Source organism: Variovorax ginsengisoli (genome assembly GCF_030811835.1).
Classification (GTDB): domain Bacteria; phylum Pseudomonadota; class Gammaproteobacteria; order Burkholderiales; family Burkholderiaceae_C; genus Variovorax; species Variovorax ginsengisoli_C.
In genome coordinates this window covers 131657-146162 of sequence record NZ_JAUSRO010000017.1, presented here as the reverse complement: position 1 = coordinate 146162, position 14506 = coordinate 131657, and the positions used below count along the sequence as shown (strand labels likewise).

General features: G+C 64.2%; 9 protein-coding genes. 2 read left to right on the top strand and 7 right to left on the bottom strand.

From position 1 onward, the window contains the following. On the top strand, positions 1–2145 hold a 2145-nt coding region (locus J2W36_RS22990; protein WP_307692098.1), incomplete at its 5' end, for a TadG family pilus assembly protein. Between the two features lie 35 nt (positions 2146–2180). Further along, positions 2181–3590: a sigma 54-interacting transcriptional regulator gene (locus J2W36_RS22985; RefSeq protein ID WP_307692097.1), complete on the top strand. Its 1410-nt coding sequence runs from the start codon at positions 2181–2183 to the stop codon at positions 3588–3590. Between the two features lie 62 nt (positions 3591–3652). On the opposite strand, the gene J2W36_RS22980 is transcribed toward J2W36_RS22985, so the two are convergent. The 7 genes from J2W36_RS22980 to J2W36_RS26590 all read right to left on the bottom strand — a co-directional run bounded on the left by J2W36_RS22980 (position 3653) and on the right by J2W36_RS26590 (position 14334). Next, complete coding sequence (locus tag J2W36_RS22980) at positions 3653–5254, bottom strand: TolC family protein (RefSeq protein ID WP_307692096.1); 1602 nt, start codon at positions 5252–5254, stop codon at positions 3653–3655. After that, positions 5251–6612, bottom strand: a complete 1362-nt coding sequence (locus J2W36_RS22975) for an HlyD family type I secretion periplasmic adaptor subunit (RefSeq protein ID WP_307692095.1) — start codon at positions 6610–6612, stop codon at positions 5251–5253. Before J2W36_RS22975 ends, J2W36_RS22980 begins: the two co-directional genes overlap by 4 nt. Before the next feature lie 7 nt (positions 6613–6619). Continuing rightward, positions 6620–8431: a peptidase domain-containing ABC transporter gene (locus J2W36_RS22970; protein ID WP_307692094.1), complete on the bottom strand. Its 1812-nt coding sequence runs from the start codon at positions 8429–8431 to the stop codon at positions 6620–6622. Positions 8432–8553: 122 nt separating this feature from the next. Continuing rightward, positions 8554–8757: a hypothetical protein gene (locus J2W36_RS22965; RefSeq protein ID WP_307692093.1), complete on the bottom strand. Its 204-nt coding sequence runs from the start codon at positions 8755–8757 to the stop codon at positions 8554–8556. Next, complete coding sequence (locus J2W36_RS22960) at positions 8754–10514, bottom strand: Mur ligase (protein ID WP_307692092.1); 1761 nt, start codon at positions 10512–10514, stop codon at positions 8754–8756. The genes J2W36_RS22965 and J2W36_RS22960 overlap by 4 nt, the downstream gene beginning before the upstream one ends. A 54-nt stretch (positions 10515–10568) precedes the next feature. Further along, complete coding sequence (pal, locus tag J2W36_RS22955) at positions 10569–11075, bottom strand: peptidoglycan-associated lipoprotein Pal (protein WP_307692091.1); 507 nt, start codon at positions 11073–11075, stop codon at positions 10569–10571. 64 nt (positions 11076–11139) lie between these two features. Next, entirely contained in the window at positions 11140–14334 is a 3195-nt protein-coding gene (locus J2W36_RS26590) for a hypothetical protein (RefSeq protein ID WP_370869372.1), read from the bottom strand. Positions 14335–14506: the final 172 nt, after the last annotated feature.

Sequence of the window (14506 nt, the reverse complement as noted above, 5' to 3'; positions counted from 1 at the left end):
CAGGCAGCATCGCGCTGCCCAACAGCGTCTTGCTCAGATCGAGCAGGCGCTACATTGCGAATAGCCCGTGTCCTGAAATACGGGGGCAAGATCACGGCCACCAACGCACGCCACCCTCAGCGCGGCTCCGTCATCATTACCACCGCGATTGCGATGAGCCTGATCGTGATCTGCTTGATCGGAACCGAGTTGGGCTATCTGTTCTTCATGAAGCGCGAGCTTCAGAAGATGGCAGACCTTGCTGCGCTGGCGGGGGCGCGGAGCATCGCCGGCACGAGTTGCATGAATGCAAAGGCTGCTGCATTGGACAATGCCAACAACACCACAACCGGCAATATGCCGAAAGGTCTGAATGCACTTGCGCCTGGTGAGATTGTCTGCGGCACGTGGACACCGGCAGGTCAGGCAAGCAATTCCGCCAATCGATTCACACCTGCGATCAGCAACATGAACGCCGTGCAGGTGGCGATCAGCAGGAGTCCGGCGTTGTTATTGCCATTTTTTTCCGGCGATCGGACGATTGCCGTTTCCGCAATTGCGGCACAGGCGCTGCCGCAGGCGCAGTTGAATATTCGCAGCACGCTGCTGAGCGTCAATACTGAAGCCTCTGCACTCAACACGGTGCTCGGTGGACTGCTCGGCACCAGTCTGGATCTTTCTGCTGCAGGCTGGCAGGCATTGGTAACTACCAACGTCAACCTGCTCGATTATCTGGTGGCGCTCGGTGCGACTGCGGGCGACTATGAGACGGTGCTTGATACGCCGATCAGCATAGGCCACCTGATTGAGGTGGCGGCGACGGTGCTTGGGCCCGGGGCCACCACCGATTTGGCCATTGCATTGGGTAATGTTACAAACGCGGCAAAAATATCAACCCTTCCAGAGATCAAGCTCGGAGAGCTGCTGAATATTGCTGCTGGAACACCAACCGGCGCACTCAATGCCAGCATCCAGGTTTTTCAGTTGATTCAGGGGAGCATTCAACTGGCCAGCAAAGGCCATGCTGCAACTGCCGCGTTCACAGTCCCCGTATCGGGCGTTGCCAATGTCACGGCTCAAATTCAAGTCATTGAGCCACCAAAAGTTTCAGCGATCGGGAATCCTCAACTTGTTGCAGCTACTTCCGGGCCAACTGATCCAAACAGGATCTACGTTCGGACCGCGCAAGTACGGACGTTGTTCTCATTGCAGTTGGGCAGTCAGAGTGGAACGTCTGCAGTTCTCCAAAATACGCTTGATAGCGTCGCCAATGCTCTTTCTCCCATTGCTAACTTCTTGCAGACGGTTAGCACATTGAATCTCAGCAATATCGTCGGGCAACTCGTTTCTGGACTTGTCATTTGTGCACCTTGTCAGTCCAGCAAGGAGGTGTATGCCGTAATTCTCTCAAGTGCAAAGATCGACGTGAGTCTTGATGCGGCGAGTGGTTCTGCGTATGTGAGCGCTCATAGTTGCACAACCGACACGAACAAGTCTCTTGTGGTACAGGGAGGTACAAGCTTGTCAAAGCTTCGTGTCGGCAAGATAACCAACGCATTTTCCGCTTCGCAGGCCGTCGATGTGGCGCCAGTTTCAATCGTAGAAATCGGCTACCGAGAAACTCGCTACGAACTTTGTTTGATACCACTTCTTGGAACCCTGACTTGCTCCAATCAAACTTGGAAGACATCTTCAGGCAGCTTCGTGGCAGCAAAGGCATCGGCCCAAAAAACTGCTGTTGCCGGACTTGGGCTCAAACTGGACACACCTGTTGGTGGATCCAGCGCAGTTCTCACATACAGTGCGCCCGCACCCGAAGCACTTCCTGACATTGATGCAGCGCCTTATGCAGGCGCAGGCTCTGACCCTTCTTACAAATCGATCACATCCCAGTCCCTGGTCGGCAGTCTTTCTCCCAGCTTGGCCGGTATCACCTTGTCGCCATACAGCAGCCAGTCTGGCGGCGTGCTCGGCTCTCTGTTGGTGGGCACGATCAGCCTGATCAACTCATTACTCTCGACGTTGCAAGGCACAGTGACGTCCTTGCTGTCGCCGCTGCTTGATCCATCCCTCAACATCCTGCTCGACGCGCTGGGCGTGAATCTCGCCAAGACCGACGTCGGCGCGCGACTTTCCTGCAGTCGTGGTGCCGAGTTGGTTTACTGAAGCAAACCATCGATCTTGCCCGTCCCCAAACATCAATGACCCCTCCCCCCACCTTCGACGAACTCGACCTCTACGTCTGGGAAGGCAAGGCCGACATCCTTGAGCGCATTCAGCGCTGCATGTCGAGCTTCGACGTGAACGTGATTCGTGCCGATGGTCTGCCGCTGGAAGAAGACCGGCCGGTCGCGCGTGCGGCGCTCGCCATCATCAGCGTTTCCGTCATGGAAACGAGCGACCAGTCGCTAACCACCGAGCAGTTGCAGGGCATGCCGGTGGTCTGGGTGGCGGCAGCGTCACGCGATCGCGATTCGCGCACCTACCCGCCCGAGTACTTGCACGTCCTGCCCTTCGACTTCACAGGGGCCGAGCTGCGCACGATGGTGGCCAAGCTCGTGAGGCAGTTGCGCGCGCGCGCCGCACAGCCTGAAGAGCCGGGCAAGCTGATCGCGCATTCGCCGGCCATGAAGGCGCTGCTCGCGGAGGTCGCCGCCTTTGCCGATTGCGACCACAACGTGCTGGTGCGCGGGGAAACGGGCGTGGGCAAGGAACGCGTGGCGCAGTTGCTGCATCGCGGTCACCAGGTGTATGGCAAGGGTGCCTTCGTGCCCGTCAATTGCGGCGCCATTCCCGACGGGCTGTTCGAATCGTTGTTCTTCGGCCATGCCAAAGGTTCTTTCACCGGCGCGATGAATGCGCACCGCGGCTATTTCGAGCAGGCATCGGGCGGAACTTTGTTCCTCGACGAAATCGGCGACCTGCCGCGCTATCAACAGGTCAAACTGCTGCGCGTGCTGGAAGACAACTCGGTCACGCGCCTCGGTTCGACCACGCCGATCCGCCTGGACTTCAGGCTGGTGGCGGCGACCAACCGCAACCTGCGCGAGATGGTGGCCAGTGGCGACTTCCGCGCCGACCTGTTCTATCGCCTCGCCGTCATCGAGCTGCACATTCCCGATCTGGAGGAGCGTGGCGTCGACGACAAGATCGCCATCTTCAAGGCCATCCTCTCCGACGTGATGAACGGCGAGCAAGAGGCGCTGGCAGACATGCCGTACTGGCTGACCGACGCGATCTCGGAGATGTACTTTCCGGGCAACGTGCGGCAGTTGCGCAACCTGGCCGAACGCGTGGGGGTGATCGTCGGCCAGCTGGGTGCGTGGGACCAACCGCTGATCCAGCGTGCGCTCGCATTGATGCGCGGCGTGACGCCAGCTGCGACGACCGCGCCCGCCGAGCGCGGCATTGCCCTCGATTCAGGTGAACGCAAGAACTGGAACGGTGCCGAGCGCAACAAGATCATTGCAGCGCTGGAGGCGAATGCGTGGAAGCGGCAGGACACCGCGATGCACTTGGGCATCAGCCGAAAGGTGCTGTGGGAAAAGATGCGCAAGTACCAGATCCTGGATGGCGAGCCAGGGATTCCGGAGGGGGAAGCGCAGAGGTAATCGGCAGGGCACCCAGCCCAAAGCCAAAGTGGTGGCGCAGCACATGCGCCAAGCCAAGTCCCTCACGACCCCGGCAGCCGCTGCGACCGTCGCAGCGCCAGGCCTGACCCCGCCGCGGTCGTCGCGTTACCACCCCCATGACCCTCGTCGCCGCAGGCCCCCGTCCCCGCTACGCAAGGCAGCACAAACAGCCCCTCGTCCGTGAGCGTTGGCCGCGGGCCGGCGACGAACAGGCTGTCGATCCACGTGTTGCTCTCGTCACGCGCCACAAACAGCCGGCCGGTGGTGCGTGCCAGACGGAATTCCGAAATGCGCAGGTCGTACACCGCGTCCACATAGTCGAGGAGCAGCGTGTAGTACTCGACCTGCGCGTCGAGTACCACCGGCAGCGTGGTACGGCCGAACTCCAGCAGCCGCCGGCGGCCGCGAAAGGCCTGGCCCGAATCTGCCACGGCGCTCATCAACTGCTTCTCGCGTTCGCGGCCCGACAGCGACCGGCTCCACGATGCGGAGGTCAGTTCCGACACATTGAGCCGCACGCCTTCGAGCTTGGACTCCTGGTTACCGACCTCCACCAGTGCGGACTTCAGGCGCAGCGACTGCTCGAAGCCGTTGCCGAAGTTCCAGTTCAATTCAAAGGCCGCACGCGTGGGCTCCGACGGCGACACGCCGCGCGGGTCCTTGGTCTTGACCAGCACCGCGTCGAGCGTGGGGTACACGCTCGCCTCTTGTTGGTCGGCGAGGGCGCGGGCGCGCTCCACGCGGCTGCGCGCTTCGGTGATCTCGGTGCTGCGTTCCTCGGCCAGCGCGAGCGCTTCACTTTGCGAGCGCGGCTGCCACTGCATCGGCACCGCGACCACGGGCAGGCGATCGATGTTCGGCGTGAACTTGAAGTAGGTCTGGAACTTGGCAAGCGCCTCGCCGCGCTGGGCTTCGAAGTCGGCCTCGCGCGCGGCAATGCCGGCGCGGCGCGACGTGGCCATCTGCAGATCGTTCTGCCCAGTGGCACCGAGCACCACGCGGCGTTGCTCGGCGCGTGCGAGTTCGTCCAGGATCTGGGTGGACTTGTGTGCAATCTGCTTTTTCAAGTCGAAGCGCTGCACCTGCAGATAGGCCGTCAGTGCATCGAGCACGACCTTCTGCGACGTCGACTTGACCGCCTCGCCGTTGGCGTCGGTCGCGATCTCCGCGGCGCGGGTGCGCGCGCTGATGGCACCCCCATCGATCAAGCTGGTGCGCACCTCCGCCGTCACCAACTGGTAGCTCTGCGACGAACTGTTGTCTGCACCGCTGCTGTAGGTGCCCGATGCGGTGCCGACCTTCAGGCGCGGGTAGCGTGCACGCCGCGCCGCCTCCACCTCGAAGCCACTGGTCTCGGCTGCGGCCTGCGCCGACTGGACTTCGGGATGCTCCTGCGCCACCTGCAGCAACGCCGCCTTCACGCGCGCCGCATAGCTCATGGCCCCCAACGACGGGCTCGACAGGCGGCGCGCAGGCTGCAACGCTGCCGCCCCGGGGTCGGTCATCAGAGCGGGCGGCTCAAGCACCGGCTGGGCGGCGGCGCCTGCCGGCCACACGCCTGCGGCCAGCATGGCACTGAGCACCGCCAGTGCCGCAGGGCGCACGGCTCCCGCCGCCGGAAATCGATGGATGGTGCGTCTCATGGTTCCCTGAAAGCCTCGCGACTGACTTTGAGCACTGGGCGCAGCATGTACCAGATGAAAGGGTCGCGCCCGACCAGCAGGTCGACTTCGGCCTCCATCCCCGCCGTGATGCGGTTCTCCGGACGGCCAACGTTGTTCTGGTCGGTGCTCACCAGCAACCGGTAGTACGGCGATGCGGTGGGCGACGCGGGGTCGCGGTCGGCATCGGCCGCGACCAGCATCACCTTGCCATCGACCGCGCCGTAGCGCAGGAAGTCGTAGGCCGTGATCTTCACACGCACGGCCTGCCCCGCATGCACGAAGCCACGGTCGTTCGGACTGAGCTTGGCCTCGATCATGATCTGGTCCTCGTCGGGCACCACCTCCAGGATCGACTCGCCCGGCTTCACCACCCAACCCGGCCCGGGGTTGCGCAGGCCCTTGACGATACCGTCCGACGGCGCCTTGACCACCGTGCGCGAGCGCTGTGTGCGCGCACGCGACAGGTCTTCGGTCAGGCTGGCCAGCGTGCGCTCGACCGTGGCCAGTTCGTCCGATGCGCGGCGGCGATAGCGGCCCTCGGCCTCTGCCATCTTGGCCTGTGCCTCGGCGATGGCGCCGCTGGCCGACACCAGCATCTGTCGCGCGACGGCCAGGTCGCTGCGCACACCCTCCATCTGCCGGCGCTTCTCCAGCACTTCGACCTGGCCGATCAGCTTCTCGCTGAGCAACTGTTCGGAGATCTCCTGCTCCTTCTGCATCAGCGCCAGCTTGTCCTGCAGACCCTGGATCTTGGCCTGCTGCTCCATCTGCTTGCTGCGCGCCTGCTCCAGTGACGACAGCGCGCCCGCCATCACGCCGCGCTGCTCCAGTGCCCGTGCGGCAAACGCCCCCGATTCACCTTCGAACACCGAAGGGTCGATGTCGCTGCCAAAGGACGTGCGAGTGAGGGCCTGGCCGCGGCTTTCCGCCTGCAGCCGGATGCGCGTGGCCAGCGTGGCCGCATGGCGCGCCGTCAGCTCTTCAAGGTTGAGGCCGCTGCCGCCCAGGTCGATCTCGACCAGCGACTGGCCTTGCTGCACCTTGTCGCCTTCCTTCACGAACACGGCGCTGACGATACCGCCTTCCAGATGCTGGATCGACTTGACGCGGTCCGACGGAATCACGCGGCCGGACGACACCACCACCGTCTCCATGGGGAAGGCCAGCGCCACCACGGCCAGCAACGCCACCGCGCCGCCGATGAGCCATTGCCGGCGGCGCGTGCGCCAAGGAGATGGGGATGGCGAAGAAGTCGGCGCGCCCGCCACGTTGGGGCCGCCGGCGTCGTGCTGGTCCTGCAAGACGCGCGGGAGATCAGAATTCTGGAGAGACCGCATCGTTGCCTCAGGCGATGGAAGAAGGAACAGGCACTGCCGCCATGTCATCGCCCGCTGCGACCGGCACGGCTTTCTTCACGCCGAACAGGCGCGGCACCATGTCGGCCGCACTGCCCTGCAGCACATCGCCGTCGCCGGTGACGTGGTAGACCTGCGTGGCCGACGACACGATGCGCAGCGAGTGGGTGACGACGATCACCGTGCGCACGCGCGCCACGGCGATGAGGGTGGCGAGCAGCGTGCGTTCGCTCTGGAAATCGAGGTCGTTGCTGGGTTCGTCGAGCATCAGCACCGAGGGCTTGCGCAGGAAGCTCAGCGCCAGTGCGAGCTTGCGGCGCTCCCCCACCGACAGTCCGGTGCCGCCTTCGCCGATTTCCGTGCGATAGCCGTTGGGCATGCGCGAGATGAAGTCATGCGCGCCGGCGAGCCGGCAGGCGGCCAGGATCTGGTCGTCGGTCTGACCCGGCGCCGCGCGGCGCAGCGTCTCGACCAGCGGACCGCCGAACCAGTACACCTCCTGCGAGAGATAGCTGATCCAGCGCACGAGCTCTTCGCGGGAGAACTGCGACACGTCGTATTCACCAATGCTCACCGTGCCTCGCGTGGGTGCATACAGGCCCGCGATGAGTTTGACCAGCGTCGACTTGCCCGCACCGTTGCGCCCCACGATCACATGCAGCCCGCCCGGCCCGATGTCGAGGTTGATCTTTTCCATCACCGGCCGCGCGCCCTCGGTGAAGCTGAACGCCACGTCCCGCAGCTGGATGCGTCCCTGCGGCTGCGGCAGATCCACATCGCCCGGCGATTTCTCGATGGGCTCCGACAGCACCTTCTCCAGCCGCGCGGCCGCCTCGGACGCGGTGGCCAGCGCGCGCCAGTTCGACGCCAGTCCAGCGACCGGCTGCAACGCCTTGATCGCCAGCATGTTCGACGCCACCAGGCCACCCACCGTCATCCACTGCTGCATGACCGCGATCGCACCCACGGTGATGACCAGCACCGAGAAAATGGTCAACAGCACCGTGGTGCCGTCGCGCGCGGTTTCGATCTCGCCGTTCTTGCGAAAGCTCTCGGCCAGCCACGCGTTGTACGTCTCGCGCCACATCTGGATGGTGGGCGCATCGTTGGCCTGGGTCTTGAGCGTTTCGCGCGCCTGGCAGATTTCAGAGGTCATGCGCTCCAGGCTGCGGCCACGCTGGATTTCCTCGACCCGGCCGGCGCGCACCTCGTCGGCCCACCACCACGCCAGGAACGAAATGATGCACAGGAAAGCGACCACCACCGGCAGGACCGGCAGTGCCACGACGCCGATGACCACCAGCGCGAAGATCGCCATCGGCAGATCGAAGATCGACGTGGCCAGCCCGCCCGTGACCGTGCCGCGCACCGAGCCGACGTCGCGAAAGAACAGGAACCAGGCCGATGCGGGGCGTGCCTCCAGGGCGCGCAAGGGGCGGTGCAGCATCGACTCAAGCAGGGCGCCCGAAACCCGATGGTCGATGGCCGCGCCCGCATCCCTCAACAGACGTGAGCGGCGCGTGCGCAGCCAGAACTCGATGACCAGAAAGGTCAGGATGCCGCACACCAGCACGTACAGCGTGGAAGTGCCGCTGCGATAGATGACGCGGTCGTAGACCTGCAGCAGAAAGATCGAAGGCAGCAGACCGAACAGGCTGATCGGTATCGACCCCCAGGCCGCACTTCGGATGAGCGGGTAGGCAGCACTGAAGGCCTCGCCCAGCGCACCTGCGTACATGCTGGCACCGGGCTCGGTGGGCGCCTGGGCCACGAGTTGCTTGGGCAGAAGAAATTTGAGCATGGAGTGATCGCTGTTCGATGCCCACCCATGGGGCTATCGCCGCAATTGTCACTTACTTGTTACTTGGAAAAACCCGGTGTTTCATCTATCTCTCTGCGTCTTTTGTAACGGCCTCAGATATCTCAATTAAAAAGTTCTAATGGTCGATTCAATGTTTTCTCCTTCATAGTGTTTACCCTTTGTGAATCGACCCGCTTCGCATCCGAAGAGGGCGCCTCGCGGGCCATCACCAAGGCCAGGTGCGCGCAGACGAGCATCCACGCGATCCATATCAGCATCAGGCGAAAGGCGCCCTGCCACCAACGTCTCGATGCCTCGGTTCTCATGCGGCCACCGCCTTCGAAATCGTCGTCGTCCGAGCTTCACAAGGCGCCGTTGGAGGCTCTGGTTCCGGCATCGTTATCGATTCGCATGCGCTCTGTGCGATACGGGATTTCAGCAGCTTGTGATAGCCAACGAACCCCGACAAATAGTGTTCGACATCGTCAATGCGTACACGAAAGGATTGATGCCTGATGAAAAATGAGTTTTCAATGGACAGCGGGTTCTTGAAATACATGGCCATTTCGGGCCAGAAGAAACCATTGAGAAGATAGTTCGCACGGTGCTCGAGTGCCTGCTCGAATTTCGGCATATCCAGTTCGTCGAGCAGGCCATGCATCGCCGGCATTTGCTGGATGCGAGCGATCATCTGGTTCGCCGCCAGCATCAGCTCAAGCAGCGTCGGAAAAGTCGTCTTGCGTTCGAGCACGAAGTCCAGGTGATCGACAACGTTTTTCAGACCGAAGCGGAAGTACCGTTCTTCGGGCCGCCAGCGCGTGAGCTCGTTGACGCAGTAGCTCAGCCAGTGGTCATGCGCACGCCAGTGCTCGGCGAGTATGAAGTGTCCAAACGCACGTTCGACCGCAGCCAGCCAGCGTGGATTGCGGGTGAGGCCATACAGGCGCATCAGGCCGAAGGCCGCTTCGCCGTCGTAATAGATGATGCGCGAGGCCTGCTTGAGAGAAAGATCCTGCGCATTCAGCACGTGATTGAAGCGGCCTGTGGGCAGATCCTGCATCCAGACGATGCCCTCGGCCAGCTGGTCAAGCAAGGGCAGCCACTGGCGCGTGTCCATGACTTCGCAGTACTTGACCAGCGCGAGCAGGCACACCGCGTTGCCGCCCAGCTTGATCTCGTCGCCGGTGTCCACCAGAAACGCTGCATCGCGCCCACTGGGCAGTTGGTAGATGCGAACCAGGTGGCGGGTGAGTTGCGTGACCGAGCGCTCGATGGCGCTGCGCAGCGCTTGGTCGCGCGTCAGCTCCCAAGCCTCGATCATCGCGTAGAGGGAGCTCGCATGGCGCAGCGTGTTGTAGGTCGGGATCGGCCGATCGAAACAGGGGAAGTGTCCATAGACGAACAGCCCGTCATCCTTCACCTGGCGCGCCAGGTACGAAGCGCTGCGGTCGACCAGGTCGTAGACGGTGTCGGCATCGAGCGACGCCACATCGCGGCGCCCCGCATTCAGGCCGATGCCGCACAGCGGATGCGCAATGCCGTCTTCGCCGCAGAACACCCCGCGCGTGGCCAGCAGGTAGGCCAGACCGCTCGGCGGCAATTGCATCGTGACCTTCGCGCCAAAGCGCAGGCGTGCGTAGGCGCGAAAGTTGTTGGTGTTGACTACAGCATGCTCGGTCTGCGCGCCGCCGTACAACATGGCATTGGCATTGAGTTCCTGCTCCGTGAATGCTTGCTCGAAGCCCTCGTCGAAGGCAATGCCGAAGCGAAAATAGCCGCGCTTGGTCACGGCAAGCTGATCGACCAGGCGGTCCCAGCTGACGGCACGTGCGCCTTCGACCCAGTCGACCCGCAGCCACGTGGCCGGCAATGGCTGGCCGCCCATCCAGCCCTGCAGCTTGTCGACGCCCGTGGCCCAGGCGGTGGCAAGGTCGGGCCCGCTGGCGAACTCGACATGCGCCCTTCGTGTGCCGTCGGTCACCGAGAAGAACAGCGCGTAGGCCGGATAAGGCGCGGGCAGCGCTGCGCATTGCGCACGCAGATGATCGTGGCAGGCACGCAACTGGTCACTCAGGAGCATCAAGCAACCTCCGTCGATGATTGGAAAACGCGGTGAACGATGACGGCATGGTTGGCCTCAGCGGTAAGTGAATTCGACGCGGCGGTTGAGCTGGTAGCCCTGCTCCGTCCTGTCGAGCGAGGCCGGCTTTTCCACGCCCCAGCTGACAGGATCAATCTGGCTGTCGGACACACCCAGCACGGTCAGCGCATTGCGGACCGCCTCGGCACGTCGCTGGCCCAGCGCGAGGTTGTATTCCCGCCCGCCGCGCTCGTCGGTATGGCCCTCGAGCGTGACCTTGGCGCCACGGCGTGCCTTGAGGAAGTTGGCATGCGCCTCGACCACGCCGCGGTATTCCGGCTTGACGACATAGTGGTCGAAGTCGAAATACACGATGCGCGCCACGCCTTGCGGGCCGACCTGGCTGGCCGGGGCCATGGGCACGGGGCGCACGGGCGCGACAGCCGACGCGCCCTTGTTCGAGTAGTAGTAGGTCGCGTTGTCGCTGCCGGCCTTGGGCATGCTGCAGCCTGCGAGCAGGGTTGCGGCGGCAGCCAGCGCGGCGATGAATGATCGGTTCTGCATTCGGGGCTCCTTTCTGCGGAGGCGGACGATGGGCGTCGTCCACCCCCTTCAGTGGTACGTGCGATCAGCCCAGCAGGCCGTGCAGCAGTGAGTTGACCGGCGTGGCCGCCGTGCCGACAGTGCCCGCATCCGCGACGCTCGTGACCGAGCTCAGAATGCCCGAGCCGAGCAGGTCCGTCACTGGCATCAGGATGCTGCCGGCACTTCCCGCGCTGCCGGTCAGGCCGCCGAGCAGATCGGTGACCGGAGCCAGGGCAGTGGCGGCGCCTTCCGCACCGCCGGCTCCACCTGCAACGCCACCGAGAAGGTCGGTGACCGGGGCCAGCAGGTCGCCACCGAGCAGGTCCCCGGCCAAGAGGTCACCTCCCAACAGATCAGTGGCAGGCGCCAGGAGATCACCGGCCAGGAGGTCGCCTCCCAACAAGTCACCGCCCAGAAGATCCGTGACGGGCGCCAGCACATCGCCGCCGAGCAAGTCACCCCCCAAGAGATCGCCTCCCAGCAGGTCACCCGCCAGAAGGTCAGTGACCGTTGCCAGCACATCGCCGCCGAGCAGGTCGCCACCCAAAAGGTCACCGTTGAGCAAGTCGCCACCCAGCACATGGGCCACACCATCGGTCACGAAGTCGACCTGCGTGTCGACCTGCCCCACCAATCCACTCGTTGCACCCGCGCCCAGCAGCTGGTCGACCACCGGGCTCGCCAGGCTGCCCACGCCAGCCGTCACTTCCGACACCACGCTGTCGACTGGATCGAGCATGTTCGGGCTCTGGGTGGTGAAGGTATCGCCGACCAGCGGTGCAAGTGCACCGTCCACCAGATCGGTCACGCCATCCACTGCCGACGTGACCGGCGCCAGCGTGTCGCCCAAACCCAAGTCGCCCAGCACGCCGTGGTCGAGGCCGCTGACGACATCGCCCACGATCGCGTCGGTCGGGTCGAGCAGGGCCGTGCCCGTGCCACCGCCGCTGCCGTCACCGAGCACTCCATCGAGCAGGTTGGTGACCGGGGCCAGCAGGTCGCCACCAAGCAGGTCACCGCCCAAAAGATCCCCGCCCAGCGCGCTGCCATCGAGCAGACCGGCCACACCATCGGTGAGATAGTCCACCTGCGTGGTCACCTGGCCCAGCACGGTGTCCGTGGCGCCCGTGCCCAGCAGGCCATCGACCACAGGCGACAGTGCGTCGCCCAGCGGCGCGGTGACATCACCCACCAGGCTGTCCACCGGGTCGAGCGCGTTCGGGTTGTTCGCAGCGAAGTCGCTGCCGAGCACCGGTGCGAGCACGCCGCCGACCAAATCGGTCACGCCGTCAACCGCTTCGCTCACCGGCGCCAGGCTGCCGCCCAGGCCGAGGTCTGCCAGCACGCCATCGTCCAGACCGCTGACGACCGTGTCGACCACGCCGTCCGCCGGGTCGAGCAATGCGGAGCCGGTGCCGCCACCGCCCCCACCGAGCGCGCTGCCGTCAAGCAGACCGGCTACGCCATCCGTCAGGTAGTCCACCTGGGTCGTGACTTGCCCGATGACTGCGCCCGTCGCACCCGCGCCCAGCAGGCCGTCGACCACAGGCGACAGCACGTCGGTCAGCGGCGCGGCGACATCACCCACCAGGCTGTCCACCGGATCGAGTGCGTTCGGGTTGTTCGCCGCGAAGTCGCTGCCAAGCACCGGTGCGAGCACGCCGTCGAGCAGGTCGGTCACGCCATCCACCGCTTCGCTCACCGGCGCCAGGCTGTCACCCAGGCCAAGGTCTGCCAGCACGCCATCGTTCAGGCCGCTCACGACCGTGTCGACTGCACCGTCCACTGGTGCGAGCAAGCTGTCACCCGTGCCACCTCCCGTGCCGCCGCCGAGCAAGCCTCCCAGCAGATCGCCCAGGCTGCCTTCGAGCAGATTCGACAGGCCGTCGGTCACATAGTCGACCTGGGTTTCCAGCGGATCGATGAGGCCGCTGGTGACGCCTTGGCCCAGCAGACCGTCAATGACCGGCGTCAGCAGGGTGGCCAGGTTGTCGGCCACTGTGGCAACGACATCGTCCGCCGGATCGAGTGCATTCGGATTGTCAGGATTGAATTCGTCGCCGAGCAGCGGTGCCAGCAGGTCTTCGAGCGCGTCGGCCAGCCCATCGACTGCCCCGACGGCCGGAGCAAGCGTGCCGCCGAGGCCAAGGCCGTCAAGCAGTGTGCTGTCGACCGTGCCGATCAGGTTGTTGACGAGTTCCTGGGCGGGGTCGAGCAGGGCATCCGCATCAGCATCAGCGTCAGCGTCAGCGTCAGCGTCAGCGTCAGCGTCGGCATCGGCATCGGCATCGGCATCGGCATCGGCATCGGCATCGGCATCGGCATCGGCATCGGCATCAGCATCAGCATCAGCATCAGCATCAGCATCAGCATCAGCATCAGCGTCAGCGTCAGCGTCCGCATCGGCATCGGCATCGGCATCGGCATCGGCATCGGCATCGGCATCGGCATCGGCATCGGCATCAGCGTCAGCATCAGCATCAGCATCAGCATCGGCATCGGCATCAGCATCAGCATCAGCATCAGCATCAGCATCGGCATCGGCATCGGCATCGGCATCGGCATCGGCATCGGCATCGGCATCGGCATCGGCATCGGCATCGGCATCAGCGTCGGCATCCGCGTCGCCTTCCTCGGGCAAGGTCGGTTTGCTGCCGCTGTTGTTGCTGCTGCTGCCGCCGTCGTTGGAAAGAGCGGCGCCGAGCGCGAGCGCGCCAAGGGCGCCGAGGGCGAATTCGCCCAGACCAATGCCGCCGCCTGCGGCCACTTTCTTCTTGACCGCCAAGGCCGCAGCATCTGCATCGCCATCCGGCGACGTGACCACGAGGTCGCCCGACGCCATGTCGACATCCACCTGTTCCAGGCCACCCGGCAGCTTGGTGGTGGCGATGGTGGCATCGGTGCCACCGGTGAAGGTGCCGGCCAGCGGCGCCTTGTTGCCGGCCGAGCCAGGGAAGGACACACCGGCCTGGCCGCCTTCGGGCACGATGACCCGGTCGCCTGCCATCAGCGTCTGCGTCCCCTCCGCAGGAATGCGAACCCCGTCACGCAGGATGGCCACGCCGGGCGTCGCGTCGGACAAGGTGCCCACTCCGGCGGCGGGCGCTGCGGTTGCCGTGGCTGCGGCGGCAACGGGTGTGACCAGGGCCGACGGTGCACCCGTGTTGGCCTGGGCAAGAACCACAGGCGCGACGCCTGCGGACGGAGCGAGTTCGGAAGCAGATTGGTTTGCGGTCATGGCACCCTCTTGAACAAAAAGATGCATGTGTTGCGCAACATGCGTGCCGCGCGCGCCAACAACTTTTCAACCGTGCTTTTCAGCCCCCTAAGTCATTGATATGAAATAACTTTCAAGCTCTCTTAATTCGAATGAATTACTGCCTGAACGGCTCAACTGTTCCGGTTTTCGA